Origin of the sequence: Haloterrigena sp. KLK7, from assembly GCF_037914945.1 — an archaeon.
In the GTDB taxonomy this organism is placed as follows: domain Archaea; phylum Halobacteriota; class Halobacteria; order Halobacteriales; family Natrialbaceae; genus Haloterrigena; species Haloterrigena salinisoli.
In genome coordinates, this window is record NZ_CP149787.1 from 2,686,680 (window position 1) to 2,704,409 (window position 17,730).

General features: G+C 67.9%; 20 protein-coding genes. 12 read left to right on the forward strand and 8 right to left on the reverse strand.

Annotated elements, in window-relative coordinates; translation table 11 throughout:
• The first annotated feature begins 123 nt into the window (after positions 1–123).
• The 3 genes from WD430_RS13170 (at position 124) to WD430_RS13180 (ending at position 3,275) form a co-directional block, all read left to right on the forward strand.
• A complete protein-coding gene (locus tag WD430_RS13170; protein WP_339102899.1) occupies positions 124–1,182 on the forward strand; it encodes a TrmB family transcriptional regulator sugar-binding domain-containing protein in 1,059 nt (352 codons plus the stop codon).
• A 153-nt stretch (positions 1,183–1,335) separates the two neighbouring features.
• Complete coding sequence (locus WD430_RS13175; protein WP_339102900.1) at positions 1,336–1,986, forward strand: bifunctional 4-hydroxy-2-oxoglutarate aldolase/2-dehydro-3-deoxy-phosphogluconate aldolase; 651 nt, start codon at positions 1,336–1,338, stop codon at positions 1,984–1,986.
• 122 nt (positions 1,987–2,108) lie between these two features.
• Entirely contained in the window at positions 2,109–3,275 is a 1,167-nt protein-coding gene (locus WD430_RS13180; protein WP_339102901.1) for a trypsin-like peptidase domain-containing protein, read from the forward strand.
• Between the two features lie 157 nt (positions 3,276–3,432).
• Here WD430_RS13180 and WD430_RS13185 read toward each other — a convergent pair whose 3' ends face one another.
• Positions 3,433–3,630, reverse strand: a complete 198-nt coding sequence (locus WD430_RS13185) for a hypothetical protein (RefSeq protein ID WP_339102902.1) — start codon at positions 3,628–3,630, stop codon at positions 3,433–3,435.
• A gap of 131 nt (positions 3,631–3,761) precedes the next feature.
• Between WD430_RS13185 and WD430_RS13190 the strand changes: the two genes are divergently transcribed.
• Together WD430_RS13190 and WD430_RS13195 are read left to right on the forward strand one after the other, a co-directional pair.
• On the forward strand, positions 3,762–3,941 hold the full coding sequence (locus WD430_RS13190; RefSeq protein WP_339102903.1) for a protein translocase SEC61 complex subunit gamma: 180 nt from the start codon (positions 3,762–3,764) through the stop codon (positions 3,939–3,941).
• Entirely contained in the window at positions 3,941–4,378 is a 438-nt protein-coding gene (locus WD430_RS13195) for a transcription elongation factor Spt5 (protein ID WP_008894454.1), read from the forward strand. The genes WD430_RS13190 and WD430_RS13195 overlap by 1 nt, the downstream gene beginning before the upstream one ends.
• 200 nt (positions 4,379–4,578) lie before the next feature.
• Here WD430_RS13195 and WD430_RS13200 read toward each other — a convergent pair whose 3' ends face one another.
• Complete coding sequence (locus WD430_RS13200) at positions 4,579–4,866, reverse strand: hypothetical protein (RefSeq protein WP_339102904.1); 288 nt, start codon at positions 4,864–4,866, stop codon at positions 4,579–4,581.
• A 349-nt stretch (positions 4,867–5,215) separates the two neighbouring features.
• On the opposite strand from WD430_RS13200, the gene WD430_RS13205 reads away from it, so the two are divergent.
• Both WD430_RS13205 and WD430_RS13210 read left to right on the forward strand, forming a co-directional pair.
• Positions 5,216–5,986: a PHP-associated domain-containing protein gene (locus WD430_RS13205; RefSeq protein WP_339102905.1), complete on the forward strand. Its 771-nt coding sequence runs from the start codon at positions 5,216–5,218 to the stop codon at positions 5,984–5,986.
• A gap of 89 nt (positions 5,987–6,075) precedes the next feature.
• Entirely contained in the window at positions 6,076–6,285 is a 210-nt protein-coding gene (locus tag WD430_RS13210) for a dodecin family protein (protein WP_339102906.1), read from the forward strand.
• Between the two features lie 12 nt (positions 6,286–6,297).
• Here WD430_RS13210 and WD430_RS13215 read toward each other — a convergent pair whose 3' ends face one another.
• From WD430_RS13215 to WD430_RS13225, 3 genes are read right to left on the reverse strand one after another with little or no spacing between them, the layout of a single operon-like run.
• A complete protein-coding gene (locus WD430_RS13215; protein WP_339102907.1) occupies positions 6,298–6,774 on the reverse strand; it encodes a Mut7-C RNAse domain-containing protein in 477 nt (158 codons plus the stop codon).
• Between the two features lie 36 nt (positions 6,775–6,810).
• Entirely contained in the window at positions 6,811–8,562 is a 1,752-nt protein-coding gene (gene polX, locus WD430_RS13220) for a DNA polymerase/3'-5' exonuclease PolX (RefSeq protein ID WP_339102908.1), read from the reverse strand.
• On the reverse strand, positions 8,563–9,003 hold the full coding sequence (locus tag WD430_RS13225) for a DUF5788 family protein (protein WP_339102909.1): 441 nt from the start codon (positions 9,001–9,003) through the stop codon (positions 8,563–8,565).
• 264 nt (positions 9,004–9,267) lie between these two features.
• On the opposite strand from WD430_RS13225, the gene WD430_RS13230 reads away from it, so the two are divergent.
• Positions 9,268–10,197, forward strand: a complete 930-nt coding sequence (locus WD430_RS13230) for a rhomboid family intramembrane serine protease (protein WP_339102910.1) — start codon at positions 9,268–9,270, stop codon at positions 10,195–10,197.
• Positions 10,198–10,277: 80 nt separating this feature from the next.
• A complete protein-coding gene (locus WD430_RS13235; protein ID WP_339102911.1) occupies positions 10,278–11,069 on the forward strand; it encodes an endonuclease V in 792 nt (263 codons plus the stop codon).
• Between the two features lie 51 nt (positions 11,070–11,120).
• Here WD430_RS13235 and WD430_RS13240 read toward each other — a convergent pair whose 3' ends face one another.
• Entirely contained in the window at positions 11,121–12,017 is an 897-nt protein-coding gene (locus tag WD430_RS13240) for a universal stress protein (protein WP_339102912.1), read from the reverse strand.
• Positions 12,018–12,221: 204 nt separating this feature from the next.
• Here WD430_RS13240 and WD430_RS13245 point away from each other — a divergent pair, with 204 nt between their 5' ends.
• Positions 12,222–13,187: an SDR family oxidoreductase gene (locus WD430_RS13245; RefSeq protein ID WP_339102913.1), complete on the forward strand. Its 966-nt coding sequence runs from the start codon at positions 12,222–12,224 to the stop codon at positions 13,185–13,187.
• A gap of 331 nt (positions 13,188–13,518) precedes the next feature.
• On the opposite strand, the gene WD430_RS13250 is transcribed toward WD430_RS13245, so the two are convergent.
• Positions 13,519–13,794 carry a helix-turn-helix domain-containing protein gene (locus tag WD430_RS13250; protein ID WP_339102914.1) on the reverse strand — a complete coding sequence of 92 codons (276 nt, stop codon included), beginning with the start codon at positions 13,792–13,794 and terminating at the stop codon, positions 13,519–13,521.
• Positions 13,795–13,892: 98 nt separating this feature from the next.
• On the reverse strand, positions 13,893–15,731 hold the full coding sequence (locus WD430_RS13255; RefSeq protein ID WP_339102915.1) for an SLC13 family permease: 1,839 nt from the start codon (positions 15,729–15,731) through the stop codon (positions 13,893–13,895).
• Positions 15,732–16,001: 270 nt separating this feature from the next.
• Here WD430_RS13255 and WD430_RS13260 point away from each other — a divergent pair, with 270 nt between their 5' ends.
• A complete protein-coding gene (locus tag WD430_RS13260) occupies positions 16,002–16,379 on the forward strand; it encodes a tautomerase (RefSeq protein WP_339102916.1) in 378 nt (125 codons plus the stop codon).
• A gap of 121 nt (positions 16,380–16,500) precedes the next feature.
• Positions 16,501–17,697: an MFS transporter gene (locus tag WD430_RS13265; RefSeq protein WP_339102917.1), complete on the forward strand. Its 1,197-nt coding sequence runs from the start codon at positions 16,501–16,503 to the stop codon at positions 17,695–17,697.
• Positions 17,698–17,730 lie beyond the last annotated feature (33 nt).

Consider the following 17,730-nt stretch of genomic DNA (forward strand, 5'->3'; position numbering starts at 1 on the left):
CTCTCGTCGCGCTCGGCGGCCGAACGATCGGCTCACGCCGTATCGATCGCGACCGAATCGATCCTGTGACCGGACCGAGCATATTTCACACTGACCGCGCAATCCGTGACGTACTGAACACACATGGACGACGACGAGCTCGCGGACCTGCTCGAGCGATTCGGCCTCTCGGAGACGGAGACCGACACCTATCTCGCGATCCTCGAACGCGGGGAGTCGAAAGCGAGTACCATCGCCGACGCCGCCGACGTCTCCAAGCGCTACGTCTATAGCATCAGCGAGGAACTCGAGGAGCGCGGGTTCGTCGAGGTCGACGACCACGCGGTGCCGACGGTGATCCGACCCGTCGAGCCCGAGACGGTCGTCGAGCGGCTCACGCGCAGCGTCGAGGAGATCGAACCGGAACTCGAGTCGCGGTTCACGGCGACGGAGCGCTCCGGCGAGCAGTTCGAGGTGATCAAGTCCCGACAGACAGTGATCAAGCGGATCGAGGACCTGCTGGTCGGCGCGCAGACGGAGGTGACGCTCTCCCTGCCCGCGGAGGTCCTCCCGCGGATCCGCTCGACGCTCGAGGCGACGGTCGACCGAGGAGTGCTCGTCCTCCTCCTGCTGGGCGCGACCGAGGGCGATCAGGACATCGCGTCGCTGGCCGGGACGGCCAGTACGGTCCGCACCTGGGACGCGCTCGTGCCGACGATGGTGACGGTCGACGGCCGCCACGGGCTGCTCGCGCCGAGCCAGATCCTGACGTCGTCCGGGAGCGACACGCGGGCGATCGCCATCTCCCAGGAGCAACTCGCTCCCGTTCTCGCCGGCTCGTTCCTGGCGAACTACTGGCCGACCGCGGAGGAACGATACGTCACGACGCCGAACGGGCTCCCTCGTACCTACGAGGGGTTCCGGAACGCCGTCTTCCAGATCGCGCTCCACCGCGCGACGGACACGCGCATCGAGGCGACGGTCACCGGCTCGCCGGTCGGCGACCGGGACCTCCCGTCGTCGCTCTCCGGCGAGGTCGTCGACGTCCGACAGAGCCTCGTCCGGCCGGTCTCCTCGACGATTCCAATCGAGAACGCGTTCGAACTCGAGGTCGACGGCGACCGATACACCGTCGGCGGTACCGGCGCGTTCCTCGAGGACTACGAGGCGGAGTCGGTCACTATTCGCGCGCTCGAGGAGTGACCGTCGCTCGATCCCTCCCCTGTCCCTCTTGTTTCGATCGTGAGTAAATTTCTTGCATCCGCGGCACGCACGTCTCGCTGTGATGGACCGTCTCACTAGCGGACGGATCGCGACCGAGTATCGAACGGTGACCGCGACGGGAGGGCTGGGCCGATGACCGACGAGCGAACCGTCAGGGAACGGATCGTCGAGAGCGGCGTCGTCGCGGTCCTCCGCGGCGTCGACGAGGACCGGATCGTTCCGGTCGCACGGGCGATGCACGACGCCGGCGTCGATGCGCTCGAGATCACGGCGGACGGGACGCGCGCGGCCGAGAAGATCGCGGCCGTCGACCGGGAGCTCGGGGACGACGCGGTCGTCGGCGCGGGGACCGTCCTCGACGCGTCGACCGCCCAGTCCGCGATCGACGCGGGCGCGTCGTTCGTCGTCTCGCCCCACACCGACCCGGACGTGGTGCGGACCTGCAACCGGCGCGGCGTCCTCGTCGCCCCCGGCGTCATGACGCCGACGGAGGCCGTGACGGCGATGGAGGCCGGCGCGGACCTCCTCAAGATGTTCCCCGCGTCGACGGTCGGGCCGGGTCACATCGGTGCGCTCGCGGGACCGCTGGGCGACGTCGACATTATTCCGACGGGCGGCGTCTCCCGGGACAACGTCGCGGACTTCTTCGACGCCGGCGCGGTGGCCGTCGGCGCCGGCGGCGCCATCGTCGACGACGAGGCGATCGCCGACGGCGATATGGATCGGGTTCGCGAGACGGCCGCCTCGTTCGTCGAGGCGGTCGAGGCGGCGCGAAGCGAGTAATCGACCGCCGGCGGTCTCGGCACCCTCGGGAGTTCCGACGCCGTCGATCGCCACTCACGCGCGAGCGACCGTCGTGGACGGCTGCTGCTGGTGGCCGTTTTATCCCGTTCGTCGGGGTGGCAATGGGCGTGACGCCAGATCCAGATCAGTGTACTCGCAGACGGATACTCGGCGCCGTCGGCGCGGCCGGGGCCGCAGCGGCGATCGGTCTCGGCGGTACCGGTGGCGGCACTGCACAGAACGAAACCAACGAGTCGAACGCGACGGTCGGACAGGACGACGGTCCCGCCGTCGACAGTCCGTACACGGAGACGTATCGCAACACCATCGATTCCGTGGTTCTGGTCACCGTCTCCGGCACGGGCGGTCTCGGCGGCGGCGGTGGCGGCCTCGGCACGGGGTTCGTCGTCGACGATCAGCACATCGTGACCAACAACCACGTCGTCCAGAACGCGAGCGAGGGCGGGATCGAAATCCAGTTCAGCAACCAGGAGTGGCGGACCGCGTCGGTCGTCGGCACCGACGGCTACAGCGATCTCGCCGTCCTGCGCGTCGACGACATGCCCGACGTCGCCACCGGGCTCTCGCTCTCGGAGTCCGAGCCCGTGATCGGACAGGAGGTGCTCGCGATCGGCAACCCCCTCGGGTTCGACGCGTCGGTCTCGCAGGGGATCGTCAGCGGAATCAACCGTTCGCTCCCCAGCCCCACCGGGTTCTCGATTCCGGCCGCGATCCAGACCGACGCGCCGATCAACCCCGGGAACAGCGGCGGGCCGCTGGTGGGCCTCGAGGGAGAGGTGCTCGGCGTGGTCTTCGCCGGGGCCGGCCAGACCATCGGCTTCGCGATCTCCGCGCGCCTCGCGAACCGGGTCGTCCCCGCGCTCATCGAGGACGGGACGTACGAGCACCCCTACATGGGCGTCGGGGTCCTCCCGGTCGGACCGGAGATCGCCGACGAGATCGGCCTCGAGGAGGCGAACGGCGTGCTGGTCGGCGAGGTCGTTCCGGACTCGCCCGCAGACGGCGTTCTCATGCCGGCCAGCGGCGCCAGTCCGAGCAGCGGCGACGTGATCATCGCCATCGACGGCGAGGAGATCCCGAATCAGGATCAGCTCTCGGCGTATCTCTCCCTCGAGACCTCGCCCGGCGACACGATCGAACTCGAGATCGTCCGCGACGGCGAGGAGCAGACCGTGGACCTGACACTCGAGGAGCGGCCGGACATCGAACAGCCCCGGACCACAGCGCCGAGCGGCCCGAGCGAACGACCGCCGACGAGGAACCCGTGATCGACTGGCGACGGCAATCGATGACTGAACTCGGCTCGGTTCGGGCGGCGTTCGTCGGCTGCTACGAGGAATCCCGTTGGGTGTCGCCGCGGTGAACTGATCGATACCTCGAGCGACGATCGAGCGTGACCGCAGCTCGAGTCGGGTCGGCCGCCCCTCAGGTTTCGGTTTCTTCGGCCTCTTCGAGGTCCTCGAGGTCCTCCGCGTCCTCGCGGGGAGCGTTCTGTTTGCCGAGGTCGTCGTCGCCCTCGTCGACCTGGTCGGGGTCCTGATCGACGCGTTCCATCTCGTCCTCGATTTCGGCCTCTCGTTCCGCCTCGTACTCGTTCGCGCGGTCGGAGTCGTCTTCGGCCATGACACTCGGAGTTCGCGCTCGAGCGGTTTGGTCGCCGGGCCGTCGAGTGCAACGTCAGAAGCTATCAGCGAACCGAATAGTCGGGAGACACGAAAGACAGATAAAAGACGCCGCGCTGTGAACGCATAGATATGGACGTTCCGTACGACCTGACCTCGTACGTTCGGGTGTTGAAGATGGCGACGACACCCACGACTGAGGAATTCCTCCAGGTATCGAAGATCGCTGGTGCAGGTGTGTTGCTCATCGGGTTGATGGGCTTCATCATCGGTGCGATTATGCTGTTCCTGACCGGCGGCGGTGGTTTCTGATGGGCATCTACGCCGTCAAGACCACGGCCAGTCAGGAGCGCACCGTCGCGGACATGATCATCAACCGCGAGGAGCCGGAGATCCACGCCGCGCTCGCGCCCGACTCCTTGACCTCGTACGTAATGGTCGAGGCCGAGGGGAACGCGGTGCTGAACCGCGTCCTCGAGGACATCCCCCATGCGCGGAGTATCGTTCCCGGAACCTCCGACATCTCGGAGGTCGAGCACTTCCTCTCGCCGAAGCCGGACGTCGAGGGGATCGCCGAGGGCGACATCGTCGAGCTCATCGCCGGCCCGTTCAAAGGCGAGAAGGCGCAGGTCCAGCGCATCGACGAGGGCAAGGATCAGGTTACGGTCGAACTGTACGAGGCGACGGTTCCGATTCCGGTGACGGTTCGGGGCGACCAGATTCGCGTGCTCGATTCCGACGAGCGGTAGCGAGTCGGTTCGCTCGGCGCGAACCCCTGGGTGAGCGCCGAGGACGTTTTGTACTAAATTTTGCGAGGAGCGGTAGCCGAACGTGGAGAGGCCGACAATCGCTGGTGTCGTTACAAGGAGTACCGGCGGAATCGCCGTTTCGGCTCGACTACGACGGCGAGACGGACGGTGCTGTCGCTCGAGTCCGAACTCCGGATCGACTACCGTTTGAGTTCCGTCGCGATCGCCTGCATATTCGCGACGTCCTCGATCTCCTCTAAGAGTTCCTCGCGTTTGCGGACGTCCTCGGAACTCGCGCCGTAAGCGCGGACGTACTCGGCGCGACTGTGTTCGGTGAAGGCGTGTCGAATCGCGAGGTAGCCGTCGGGAACGACGGTCCCGCAGACCTTACACTCCCGTCGTTCGTGTTCCGTCGCCTGATGGACAACGGTCGACTCGACCTCCTCGAACACCGCCCCGCAGCCGTCGATTCCGCATTCCCAGGCCATTCACTATCACTGATGTATCGATCGGCCGGCCTAATGATCCTTTCGCAGCCGGCGTCTCGAGTCGCGAGCCGTCCGACAGGGCGTCACCACTGGACAGCGAGACTCGGCTCTGCCCGCGACGAATCGTTCGCGACTCCGTTCGTTCGACGCCGACCGCGTCCGGCAGCTCGTCCGGAACACGGTTTCCAGCCCCGCTACGCGTTCTGTGAGTACGATACCGCATCGTTTCGCCCGCTGTACGTCGCCGGCGAGACGATCGCGATGTACGAGAGCGGGGACGCCATCGAGGTGACCGTCGCGTGGCCGGAAAATCAGAATTCATAACTCGACCGTCTCGAAAGAGGGTGACGTGAGCGAGCGAGCACCAGCGGAGACGCGAATCGACTGTCACGTGAAGGTGCTCGACGACCGGGTCGTCGAGCGAGCCATCGACGCCGGGCTCGACGCGATCGTCTACGCGCCCCACTTCACGCGCGTTCCCGAGATCCGCCGGGAAGCGGCCACGTACTCCACTGACCGGCTCCGCGTCATCCCCGGCCGCGAGGTGTTCACCGGGTCGTGGCACGAGCGGAAACACGTTCTCGCGATCGGTCTCGAGGAGCCGGTGCCGGATTTCATCCCGCTCGAGACGGCGATGGACGAGTTCGAGCGCCAGGACGCCGCCGTGCTGGCGCCCCACCCCGAGTTCGCGACCGTGGGCCTGACCGAGGCGGACCTGCGACGGTACGGGGATATCGTCGACGCCGTCGAAATCTTCAATCCGAAGCACTTCCCGTCGCACAATCGACGCGCCCGAGAAATCGCCGAGACGCTCGATATCGCGCCGTTTACGTCGTCGTACGCACACCTCCCGGGATCGGTCGGCGTCGCCCACACCGCGTTCGACGCGGCGATCGACTCCGAGGCAGATCTCGTCGAGGCGCTCGCGGACGACGTCTCCAGACGGGTCGTCTACCGCAACGGCGGTCGGCGATGGAAGACGATGGCCGCCGAACTCGCCCATCTCTGTTACGAGAACACCTGGGAGAAGGTCGACCGACTCTTCCTCTCGGGGACGGAGCCGACCCATCCCCACCACATCGCCTACGACGGTCGGTTCGACGACGTGTCCGTCTATTGAGCGGCCGAGTGCGGACCGCGGGTATTGTGGTGTGGTAGCATTGTCACGCCGAACCACTACGCCGCTGGACGGGGTTTTCTCCGATGACCATGGGAGACACAGTAAAGGTGATTCAGCTGACCGGTAACTCGACCGAATCGTGGGAGGACGCCGCACAGAACGCCCTCGACGACGCCGACGAGACGCTCGAGAACATCAGCGGGATCGAGATCGAGTCGCAGACGGCGGAGGTCGAGGGCGGAACGATCGAGGAGTACCGGACGACGCTGGACGTCGCCTTCGTCCTCGAGGGACGGTAGGGCGCGGTCGACCTACCCGCCGTCGTCCGGGTTCCCGTCGCTCCCGTCGATTTCCGAGAGCGTTCGTTCGACGCGGTCCCAGTGACTCCCCTGCCAGAAGTGCTGGTCACAGTCCCGACAGCGCCAGACGTCGGTCTCGGTGGAGTCGGGCGCGTACTCGGGCGTCGACGCCGTCGAGTCGACGCGCTCGAGGCGCCCGTTACAGCGCCCGCAAAACCTGGGTTCGTCGGCGAGCGTCAGGTCGATCCCCGCGTCAGCGAGTTCCGCCAGCTGCTCCTCGACGTCGCGCGACTCGAGCAGGATCGAGTCCGCGGCGCGGGCCGCGAGGGCGACGTCCCGCGTGAGCAGGGTTCGGTCCTCGTCTCGGGCGAGGGCGAGCAGCGCGTCGTCGGCCTCGAGTCCGCGATCGCCGGCGTAGACGGTGTCGTGGTCGCACATCCGAAGATAGGCGTCGAGGCCGCCGCACATGACGTCGAGGAGCAGGCGCATCGTGGTATCCGTAGAGCGCAGTGAGCCACCGAGCGGTCAGTGCAGGAACTCGCGCAGGTCCGCGAGGTCCCAGGTGTTGATCACGTCCGCGGGCTCGGCCCAGCCGCGCCGGGCCGTGTGGACGCCCCAGCGCATGTACTCGAGCGTCGACGGCTGGTGGGCGTCGGTGTTGATGGAAATCGGCGCGCCCTCATCGATGGCGGCCTGTACGGCGCTCCCCCAGAGATCGAGCCGCCGCGGATTCGAGTTGACCTCGAGAGCGGTGCCGTGTTCGGCCGCCGCCTCGCCGAGCGCGGTCGCGTCGAAGTCCAGCCCCGAGCGCTCGTTGAGCAGGCGGCCGCTGGGGTGGCCCAGCACGTCGATCGCCGGGTTCTCGACGGCATGGAGGAGCCGCTCGGTGGCCGTCTCGGCGTCCTGGCTCAGGGCGCTGTGGGTCGAGGCGACGATCACGTCCAGCGCCTCGACGACCTCTTCGGAGAGATCGATCTCGCCGTCGGCGTCGACGTTGGCCTCGATGCCCGCGAAGACCGCGATATCGCTGGCCGCGTCGACCTCGCGGATCGCCTCGACCTGTTCGAGGATTTCGGTGTCCGAGAGCCCCATGCCGCCGACGATACCGGGGCCCTCGGCGTGGTCGGCGACCGTGTAGTAGTCGTAGCCCATCTCGGCGGCGGCGTCGACCATCGCCTCGATGGTGGTGTTCCCGTCGGACCACTCGGTGTGGGTATGGAGGTCGCCGCGGACGTCCTCGCGCTCGAGGAGATCCGGTAGGGCGCCGCTCTCGGCGGCGTCGATCTCCCCGCGGTCCTCGCGGAGTTCGGGCGGGATCCACGGGAGGCCCAGCGCCTCGTACATTCCCTCTTCAGTCTCGCCGGCGACGCGGTCGCCGACGCGTTGGCCCGCCTCGTGGTCCTCGACGTCCGAGACGTCGAAGGCGCCGTACTCGTTCAGCTTCATCCCGCGGTCGATCGCGTAGTTGCGCAGGGAGACGTTGTGGTCCTTGCTGCCCGTGAAGTACTGTAGCGCTGAGCCGAACTCCTCGGGGACGACCACGCGCAGATCGACTCGGATCTCGCCGACGCGGATGCTGGCCTTCTCGGGCCCGGACTCGATCTCGCTGTCGACCGAGTCCCAGTCGACGAACGCCTCGACCACGGCCTCGCCGTCCTCGGTCGCGACGAGGGCGTCCACGTCGCCGATCGTCTCTCGCCACCGCCGGATCGAGCCGGCGACCTCGCAGCGCTCGACCGCGTCGATCGACTCGAGGAACGCGAGCACGTCGTCGGCGAGCGGCCGGGCCTCGCCCAGTAGCTGGCGCTGGCCGACCTCCCGCGCGAAGTCGATGTTCTCGCGGATGTTCTGCTCGGTCTTCGGACCGAATCCCTTCACTTCCTGAATCTCGCCCGCCTCAGCGGCCTCCTCGAGGTCGTCGAGCGTCTCGATCCCCAGTTCGCGGTAGAGCTTCCCCGCGGTCTTGGGGCCGACGCCCTCGATGCGCGTGATGTCGGCGATGTCGATCGGCAGCTCCGCGCGCAGCTCCTCGAGCTCCTCGATCTGCCCGGTTTCGACGTACTCGACGACCTTCGAGGCGATGGCGTCGCCGACGCCGTCGATCTCCGCTAAGATCTCCTCGTCGCCGGCCTCGACGCGGTCGGCGATCGGAACGGGATGAGCGGCGATGTTCTCGGCCGCGCGCCGGTACGCGCGAGGCTTGTACTCGACGTCGTCGGCCTCGAGCAGGTCGGCGAACTCCTCGAAGCGGCCGGCGATTTCGGCGTTGGTCGCCATCTACCGCCCCCTCCGCGACGCCTCGCCCTCGTCCTGACCGAGCGCCTTCTTCAGGAACGACATCCAGCGCTTGCGGTCCTGAGCCTTCTTGGCCTGCTGTTCGCGCTCTAGGTCCGTCGGACCGAGGCTCTCGAGGGCGTTTAACGCGCGATCGATGCCGATGATGCTCCCCGCGAGCTCCTCGCCCTCCTCGCGGGTGATGTCGCCCTCCTCGATGGCCTCGAGGCGCTCGATGCGCTCGCGGCGGAGGTTCCGTTTGGCCTGCTCGACGCGGTCGCGCTCGCCGGCGGGCACCGTCTCGCGGCGCTTGATCTCGAAGACGAAGGTTCGGAGGTCGATCTCCTCGCCCTGGATCGTGATCGTCTCCGGAATGTCCGCGCCGACGGTCGCGCCCTCGCGCTCGACCCGCTCGAGCAACTGCTTGCGCTCGTACTCTTGCACGCCTCGATATGGGGGTTCCGGGAGCAAAAATGTACAGTCCGACGCTCGCCGAAATCGGCGGCGGTGATGGACGGTCACCCGCGACGACCTCGAGAACACGTCATCGATCGAAACGGTGTGTACGTCGTGACTACCGCTCGATAACTACTGGTCAACTGATCGAAATGCCGGCATATGGGAGCGGAATGACGACCACGGCGTCCGGCGTTCGGTACGAGGAACGAACCCCAAATCCCTTAGCGGTGCCACACATACCCCCGGTCAATGGCCAAGTGCGACGTGTGTGGGAAAGACGAAAGCATGCCCTACAACTGTCGGCACTGCGGGGGCACCTTCTGTGCCGACCACCGGCTGCCGGAGAACCACGACTGTACCGGGCTCCAGGACTGGAACGACCCGCAGGGGGTCTTCGACAGCGGATTCGACGACAGCGTTAACGGTGGGGGAAGTACCTCTCGGGCCTCGAGTCTCACCGACAAGCTCCCGATAAACACGGGGGCGGGCGGGCCGCTGGCGTACTTCCGCGGGAACATGACCTACGCGTTCCTCGCGCTGATGTGGCTGACCTTCCTCGGCCAGTTGCTCGCGAGTCTAATCGGCGGTCCCGCACTCGAGTATTCGCTATTCGTGTTAACGTCGTGGAACGTCGAGTACGTCTGGACGTGGGTCACGTCGGTCTTCGCCCACGGCGATATCATGCATATCGTCTTCAACAGCATCGTGATATTCTTCTTCGGCCCGCTGGTCGAGCGGTACGTCGGCTCGAGGGAGTTCGCGGTCCTGTTCATCGTGAGCGGCGTCCTCGCCGGTCTCAGCCAGGTCGGCCTCGGCATTCTACAGGGATCGACCACTGCCGTGCTCGGCGCCAGCGGGGCCGCGCTCGCGATTATGGGCGTCCTGACGGTCCTGAACCCGAATCTAACGGTATACCTCTACTTCATCCTCCCCGTCCCGATCTGGGCCCTGACCGGGTTGACCGCGATAGCCAGCGTGTTCTTCATCGGCGTCGGCGGCGGTATCGGCGGCGGCATCGCCCACATGGCCCATCTGGTCGGTCTCCTTATCGGGCTGGGATACGGCGAGTACGTCAAACGGACCCAGAACGTCCGCACGCCGAGTCAGTTCCAGCTCGGCGGCGGCGGTCCCGGCGGCCCGGGTGGCCCGGGCGGTCCCGGCGGTCGCCGTCGGTTCTAACCGTTCGCTCGCTTCACTCGCCGCTTCGCGTCGTGCAACCCGGACACTGATTTTCGCCCGCAGCCAACGTCCCCCCATCGATGCCCACGGCCCGCCCCGACCTCGTTCCCGACGGCACCCTCGAGCGCGACGACATGGAAGCCATGCAGCGCGAGATCGCCGACGCCGCGATCTTCGAAGACGACTTCGACTTCGATCCCGCGACGCTCGGCGATCCGCTCGCGGCGGCCTCGAGCCCCGACGACCCGCTGACGGTCGTCGGCGTGGACCAGTCGTTTCTCACGAACGAGGACGGCGATCAGGACCGGGCGCTGTCCGCTGCCGTCGCCATGCGCGGCGGCGAGGTGGTCGAACGCGTTCACGCGGTGACGCCCCTCGAGATCCCCTACATCCCCGGCCTCCTGTCGTTCCGCGAGGGACGGCCGATCCTCGCGGCGCTCGAGGAACTCTCCGTCGAGCCCGATCTGATACTCTTCGACGGCAGCGGCCGCATCCACTTCCGGCAGGCCGGCATCGCGACCCACATGGGCGTCGTCCGCGACGTGCCCAGCATCGGCGTCGCGAAGAGCCTGCTCTGTGGCACCCCGACGGACGATACTGAGGACCTCTCCGAAGGGACTCGCGTTCCGATCGAGGCGAACTCGAGGGTCGACTCGCCCGACGGCACGCTGCTGGGCTACGCGGTCCAGACGCGCCAGTACGACTCGCCGAACCGGTACATCAATCCGTTGTACGTCAGCCCCGGTCACCGCGTCGGCCCCGAGACCGCGGCCGACGTCGCGCTCGCGCTCGCCTCGTCGTACAAGCTCCCGGAACCGGTTCGACTGGCCGACAGCTACGCGGACGAAGCGAAACGCGGACTCGACGAGTGACGGCACGGTCACGGCGCCCGCGGGACGCGGCTCCGTCGGACGGGGCACTCGTCACGGAGCTGGCAAGAGCCGTCGGAGCTGCCGAATCACCGGCCCGCCGACGGCGTCTCCGTCCCGAGCGAGGATCACCGTGCGGTCGGTTCGGCGCGTCACCGTCCGCGGGATCGACCCGACGAGGCGGCGGTGAAGCGCCCCCTGACGGGTCGCTCCGAAGACGACGATGTCGTGGTCGGTCGCGGCCTCGAGGAGCGTCTCGACGACGTCGCCGCCGTCGTAGACCGTCGATTCCGTTCGGACGGGCGGCCCCGGCGCGTCCTCGAGGTACGTCATCGCCTGCTCGATCGAGTCGCCGGCCGTCCGCGAGTCCGTGTCGTCGTCGACGATCGAACAGAACGAGACGGTCGCGTCGTTACGGGCCGCGATCGCGTTCGCCACGTCGACCGCCGGCCGAACGTGCGGACCGCCCGCGACCGGGAGCAGGATCGAGTCGACGCCGTCGGCCTCGTGGCCGATGCGTTCGACGTAGAGGTCACAGGGGACGCGCTCGAGCAGCCGATCGATCGTCGAGCCGAGCACGGCGTCGGTTCGTCGGTCTCGGTCCTCCCAGCCGACGACGAGCGCCCGCGCGTCGGTCTCCTCGACCGCCGTCCGTACCCCGTCGGCGACCGACCGACTGACGACCAGCGCGTCGTCGACCCTGACGTCGTCCGGCGCGACGGCGAGCGCGCTGTCGAGGAGTTCACGGCTGTTTCCCGCGTACCGGTCGATGATGGTCTCGTCCGAGTAGACGGAAAACGGGGAGTCGTGGGACTTGATGACGACCGAGACGATCCGGACGAACCCGTCGCTCGCTCGAGCGAGATCGCTGGCCGTCCGGACGAGCTGGGGCGCGTGGTCGGGGTTCGCGACCGCGACCAGTATCGGTCGCTCCGTCGATGTGTTCGGCATGCGTGCTACTTGGTGCCAAGGTGACGAATAGTTCCCGGATAGGTCCCGTGAACGTCCGGTTCGGTGATCGGTGCGGGCGTTCAGCGGCGGCCAGACGGCGCCGTCCACCGCTCCCAGCGGCGGTCGGTTCTCGGTGCGCCCGGACAGTCCGTTCAGCGCGACAAACCGTCGATACTTAGGTATCGTCTCTCGAACCGGTCACGTATGGCCACCGCTGAGGACGTCGAGGGAACCGACGACGACGGGCCGGACGGCGCCGTCGTCGAGGAGGATCGAGAGACGGCACGGGACGGCGGCGACGCCGTCGGCGAGACCGTCGGCGACGAGGACGACCGCTACACTCGCAAGAAGTCCGTCCTGATCACCGGCTGCTCGTCGGGGATCGGACGCGCCACTGCCGCCGCGTTCCTGCGCGAGGACTGGCAGGTGTTCGCCACCGCGCGCGACCCCGAGGACATCGCGGACCTCGAGGACGCGGGCTGTACGACCTTCGCGTTGGACGTCACCGATCCCGACCAGGTCGCGCGGGCGGTCGAGCGGGTCGTCGACGTCGCCGGCGCGATCGACTGTCTGGTCAACAACGCGGGCTACGCCCAGATGGGACCGATGGAGGACGTCGCGACGTCGGACCTCCACCGCCAGTTCGACGTCAACGTCTACGGCCCCCACCGGCTCGCCCGCGCCGCCCTTCCCCACATGCGCGCCCAGGGCGCCGGCCGGATCATCAACGTCTCGAGCGTCGTCGGCCGGGTCTCGTTCCCCGGCTCCGGCGCGTACTCGGGATCGAAACACGCCCTCGAGGCGATGAGCGACTCGCTGCGCGCGGAGGTCGAGGAGTTCGGCATCGACGTCACCGTGATCGAGCCCGGCCCGGTCGACACGAACTTCAGCGACCGCGTCGACGAGGAGCTACCCGAGTCGGAGCGAACGCCCGCCTACGAGTCGCTGTACGAGATCTACGGCGAGATGCAACTGATCGGCGGCGGGAACGGCGGCCCGTTCGCCTCCAGCCCCGAAGACGTCGCCGCGGCGATCCTCGAGTCCGCCACGACGCCGGAACCGCCCGCGCGGTATCCGGTCGGGCCGCTGGCTCAGTACGGCGTCTACGCGCGGTTCCTTCCGGACCCGCTGCGCGACGCGGGCTACAAACTCCTCCGGAAACTCGTCTGAACGCCGGTTCGGTCGACGACACCGGTCGATCGCTCCGATCGTCTCTCCTCTCGTCGGCCGATACCGGGTCGGTCGACGAGCCACTGTCGCGACGCCGATCGAACAGTGACGACCGCGTCACTACTCGCGTCTCGAGTGCGGAAGAATCGAAGTGACGCGTGAGCCGGCAGCCAGTGACTGCGAGCGGAGCCGCAACCCGCGGGTCGGCCGAGCCGACGGACGACCGCTCGAGCGGCGGGACGCGGGATCGAGTACGGTCGATGAGCGACTGGATGCCACGGGGTTGAGCTATGAGCTATGGGACGGTCGCTCGCCGCTCGAGGGCGTCCGATCAGTCGGCGGGGTTCGTCGACCGCTGCTGGCCGACGGCCGCGTCGTCGGGCGTCGGCGCGCTCGGATCGGGGTCGGTCTCGACCAGCGCGTAGACGCCGCCCGTACAGCGGCGGACGTGTCCGGCCCGCTGGAGCGCCTGACAGTGACGCTCGACGGTCACTGGGTGTGTCTCGAGGGTCGTCGCCAGTTCGGTGGTCGACGCCTGATCGGTCTCCGCGAGCGTCTCGAGGATCGCGCGGGCCCGCTCCTGTCGTGGAAAGTCACGCTCTGGCATACCGTCTCACACGAACGAACCGTCGCCGATCGTATGAACCTCGCACCCGGTTCCCAGCCGCTCGGAATCCGATTACTATTGGAAATGGTGGGGTCGGACTATGCGTCCCAGGCTTCGACGAACTCGGTCGGCAGCGCCGTGAGGTCGATCCCCCAGGCGATGGGCAGCCACGCGAACGCGACGAGCGTGATCAGGACGATACCGATGACGTTGAGTCCGAACCCGATGCGGGCCATCTGGGGCAGCGAGATGTAGCCGCTGCCGAAGACGATCGCGTTCGGCGGCGTCGCGACGGGCAGCATGAACGCGAACGAGGCCGCGGTCGCGCCCGCGATCATCAGCCCGAAGGGGTGCACTTCGATACCGACCGCGACGCCGGCCAGAATGGGCATCAGCATCGCCGTCGTCGCCGTGTTCGACGTGACCTCGGTCAGGAAGATCGTCATGAAGACGACGGCGAACAGGACGAGGATCATCGAGACGCCCCCGAGGGCCTGCAGCTGTTCGCCGATCCAGGCCGCGAGGCCGGTGTCGCCGAAGCCGGAGGCGATCGCGAGGCCGCCGCCGAACAGGAGGATGACGCCCCACGGGATGTCGACGGCGTTCGTCCAGTCGAGCAGGAAGGTGTGGTCGCCGTCCGGCGTCGACGTCGGCAGCGTAAAGAGGACCATCGCGCCGCCGATCGCGACGATGGTGTCGGCGTCCTCCGGCGGCGCGATCCCGAAGAGCGGATCGATCAGGCTGGCGCCGATCCAGCTGACGGCCATGCCGGCGAAGACGACGGCGACCAGCTTCTCCTGTCTGTTCATCGGGCCGAGTCGCTCGAGTTCTCGATCGATCGTGTCCGCGCCGGCGGGGAGTTCCTCGAACTGGGGCGACACCGCTCGGGTGACGTAGGTGTAGACGGCGACGAGGCCGACGATCGAAATCGGCACGCCGTAGAGCATCCACTCGGCGAAGGAGACGGACTGGTCGAAGAGCGCGTCGGCCTGTCCCGCGAAGAGGACGTTCGGCGGCGTACCGATCAGCGTCGCGACGCCGCCGACCGAGGCCCCGTAGGCGATACAGAGCATCAGGGCGATGCCGAACGAGAAGTTCCCCTCGCTCGTGTCGACGTCGAGGCCGGTCTCGTCGACCAGGTCCGCGGTCTGGTAGATGACCGCCAGCGCGATGGGAACCATCATCATCACGGTCGCGCTGTTCGAGACCCACATCGAGAGGAACGCGGTCGCGAGCATGAACCCGAGAATGAGCCGCGAGGGCTCGGTGCCGACGGCCTTGATCGTCCGCAGGGCGATCCGGCGGTGGAGCCCCCACCGCTGCATCGCCATCGCGAGGAAGAAGCCGCCCATGAAGAGGAAGATCAGCGGATGGCCGTACGACGGCGTCGTGTCCGCGACCGGAAGCGCGCCGGTCAGCGGAAACAGGACGATCGGCAGCAGCGACGTGGCGGGGATCGGAATCGCCTCGGACATCCACCAGACGGCGACCCACGCGGTGACGGCGGCGACGGCCTTTCCCGCGGCCGAGAGGCCGTCGGGCGTCGGCGAGAGGAAGATCACCGCGAACAGGAGCGGCCCGAGGACGAACCCGATCCGCTGGCGGAGATCGTACGTCCCGCCGACGTCGAACGGGGAGCCCTCGTCGCCGCGGTCGCTGCCACCGTCGCCGGGCCCGTTGCCGCCGGCGTCGTCGGTACCTCGCCGGTCCGCGGCGGTCCGGGCGTCGGCCGCGGTGCCGTCGCTCGGATCGCGGCCGCCGTCCGGAAAGACCCGCCGCGCGAGTCGTTTCTCCTCCTCGGAGACGCCGTCCATGTCCTCGAGGATCATCGGTGCGTCGAGCGTGAGGTACGCTTTCGTCTGCGCGTTGAGTCTCCAGAGGAACACCCAGACCGCCCGAATGAACTTCTGAAGGGTTTGGCGAGAGTCGTGCACCATTTTTCTAGCGCTTCCAGATAGAGGGTGTAAACGGTACCGCTTCCGCCATCGCCCTACGAATGTCATGGGAACTGGACACTGGAATGGTTGCTCACACAACACCAAATGGGTTTATACCTACGGTCGTGACGCATCGAACTCGCGTTCGATCGCCATGCGTCCGGTCAACTGGACTCGCTACGCGGTCGTTACGCCGTCGCTCCGCCGTCGATCGCCGTCGCTGACGGGACCGGACGGAAGCGACAACTCTCTGGCCGCTCTACTCGAGGTATGCCCCTCTTACAGTTCGACACGACGCTGTCGCTCTCGGCCGAGGAGAAGACGGCGCTGGCCGAACGGGTGACGGCGCTCTATACGACGGAGATGGAGACGACCGCGGGTCACGTCGCGGTGACGATCCGCGAGCGCGACCCGGCCGACCTCCACCTCGGACGCGCGGACGACGGTCCGCTGGTCTTCCTCGACGCCGAGATCCGTCGCGGCCGACCGTTCGAGCGCAAGCGCGCGTTCGCGCTCGAGACGATGGCGTACGTCTGCGAGACGTTCGGCGTCCCCGAGGAGAACGCGAAGGTCGTCTTCACCGAACACCCCGGGGAGCACATGATGGGCGTCGACCGCGTGGGCGGCGAGTGGGACGGCGAGGAGTAGCGCGAGTGACGGCGCCCTCGTCGCGCGGGTAGGTGCCGACCTCGTCCGGTCGGCGCGACCCGGAATCCGTCTCCGCTACCGAGACAGTCAAGCGCGTCCTCGAGGAAGCCCGTGACGTCCGATGGACCGGTCGTACTGGCGGACGGTCTCGCTGGTGACGCTGTGGCAGGTGTCGGCGAGCGTCTGTTACTACACGGTCTTCGCGGCGACGCCGTTCTTCCGCGACGAGTTCGGCCTCTCCCGGTTCGGCGTCGGCCTCGTCGTGACGGCGCTCACCCTGGGGTACGCGGTCTGGCTCCTCCCGGTCGGAGCGGTGATCGACCGCTTCGGCGAGGGGCGGACGCTGACGCTCGGCCTCGTCGGGCTCGGGACCGGCGCTGCGCTGGTCGCCGGCGCACCCACGTACGCGCTACTGCTCGCGGCGGCGTTCTTCCTCGGATCGACGTACGCGACGGCGATTCCGGGGACGAACAAGGCGATCTACGACGCCATCGCGGCGGGCCGCCAGAACCTCGCGCTGGGGATCAAACAGGTCGGCGTCACCGCCGGCAGCGGCGTCAGCGCCCTCCTCGTGACCGGACTGGCGGGCGCGCTCTTCTGGCAGGCGGGCTTCCTGATCGCCGCCGGGCTCGCCCTCGTCGTCGCCGTCACCTTCGCCGTCTGCTACCGCAGCGCGGGCGGGGGCGGACAGGCGGAGTATCCGGACTTCCGGGCGCTGTCCCGCAACCGCCCCTATCGCGTGCTCGTCGCGGCCGGCTTCTTCCTCGGCGCGGCGCTGTTCACCACGACGGGCTACACGGTGCTCTACCTCGAGGAGTCGATCGGCGCTTCGATTGTCGGCGGCGGCGTCGTCCTCGCGCTCGTCCAGCTGTTCGGCAGCGTCGGTCGCCTCGTCGGCGGCTGGCTGAGCGACAATCTACCCGGCGAGCCCGACGTTCGGATCGGCGCGATCCTGATCGTGCAGGCGCTCGCGGGCGCCGTCCTGTTCGTCGTCGTCGCCGCGACCGATAGCCCACTGAACGCTGCCGTCGCCTTCTCGGTCCTCGGGTTCTTCGTCCTCGGGAACACCGGCGTCTACTACTCCTACATGGCGACGCTGGTCACCGCCGACGAGATGGGGGGCGCGACCGCCGGCGGCCAGCTCTCCCTGGTCGCCGGCTCCGTTGTCGCACCGCCGGCCTTCGGCTACCTCGCCGATACCGTCGGCTACCGGGCCTCGTGGTGGCTGCTCGCCGCCGGCACCGCCGTCGCCGCCGGCCTCCTAGCCTACGCCGTGCGCCTCGAGCCGCCGGTCGACGAGCCGGCGATGCAAGAATGACGGTTCGGTGGCGGCGCTCGGCCGCGAACCGGA

What these genes read in the sequence shown, in the direction of transcription:
- WD430_RS13170 (WP_339102899.1), top strand. Translation starts at nt 124, where the DNA reads ATGGACGACGACGAGCTCGCGGACCTGCTCGAGCGATTCGGCCTCTCG.
- WD430_RS13175 (WP_339102900.1), top strand. Translation starts at nt 1,336, where the DNA reads ATGACCGACGAGCGAACCGTCAGGGAACGGATCGTCGAGAGCGGCGTC.
- WD430_RS13180 (WP_339102901.1), top strand. Translation starts at nt 2,109, where the DNA reads ATGGGCGTGACGCCAGATCCAGATCAGTGTACTCGCAGACGGATACTC.
- WD430_RS13185 (WP_339102902.1), bottom strand. Translation starts at nt 3,630, where the DNA reads ATGGCCGAAGACGACTCCGACCGCGCGAACGAGTACGAGGCGGAACGA.
- WD430_RS13190 (WP_339102903.1), top strand. Translation starts at nt 3,762, where the DNA reads ATGGACGTTCCGTACGACCTGACCTCGTACGTTCGGGTGTTGAAGATG.
- WD430_RS13195 (WP_008894454.1), top strand. Translation starts at nt 3,941, where the DNA reads ATGGGCATCTACGCCGTCAAGACCACGGCCAGTCAGGAGCGCACCGTC.
- WD430_RS13200 (WP_339102904.1), bottom strand. Translation starts at nt 4,866, where the DNA reads ATGGCCTGGGAATGCGGAATCGACGGCTGCGGGGCGGTGTTCGAGGAG.
- WD430_RS13210 (WP_339102906.1), top strand. Translation starts at nt 6,076, where the DNA reads ATGGGAGACACAGTAAAGGTGATTCAGCTGACCGGTAACTCGACCGAA.
- WD430_RS13215 (WP_339102907.1), bottom strand. Translation starts at nt 6,774, where the DNA reads ATGCGCCTGCTCCTCGACGTCATGTGCGGCGGCCTCGACGCCTATCTT.
- polX (WP_339102908.1), bottom strand. Translation starts at nt 8,562, where the DNA reads ATGGCGACCAACGCCGAAATCGCCGGCCGCTTCGAGGAGTTCGCCGAC.
- WD430_RS13230 (WP_339102910.1), top strand. Translation starts at nt 9,268, where the DNA reads ATGGCCAAGTGCGACGTGTGTGGGAAAGACGAAAGCATGCCCTACAAC.
- WD430_RS13235 (WP_339102911.1), top strand. Translation starts at nt 10,278, where the DNA reads ATGCCCACGGCCCGCCCCGACCTCGTTCCCGACGGCACCCTCGAGCGC.
- WD430_RS13240 (WP_339102912.1), bottom strand. Translation starts at nt 12,017, where the DNA reads ATGCCGAACACATCGACGGAGCGACCGATACTGGTCGCGGTCGCGAAC.
- WD430_RS13245 (WP_339102913.1), top strand. Translation starts at nt 12,222, where the DNA reads ATGGCCACCGCTGAGGACGTCGAGGGAACCGACGACGACGGGCCGGAC.
- WD430_RS13250 (WP_339102914.1), bottom strand. Translation starts at nt 13,794, where the DNA reads ATGCCAGAGCGTGACTTTCCACGACAGGAGCGGGCCCGCGCGATCCTC.
- WD430_RS13255 (WP_339102915.1), bottom strand. Translation starts at nt 15,731, where the DNA reads ATGGTGCACGACTCTCGCCAAACCCTTCAGAAGTTCATTCGGGCGGTC.
- WD430_RS13260 (WP_339102916.1), top strand. Translation starts at nt 16,002, where the DNA reads ATGCCCCTCTTACAGTTCGACACGACGCTGTCGCTCTCGGCCGAGGAG.
- WD430_RS13265 (WP_339102917.1), top strand. Translation starts at nt 16,501, where the DNA reads ATGGACCGGTCGTACTGGCGGACGGTCTCGCTGGTGACGCTGTGGCAG.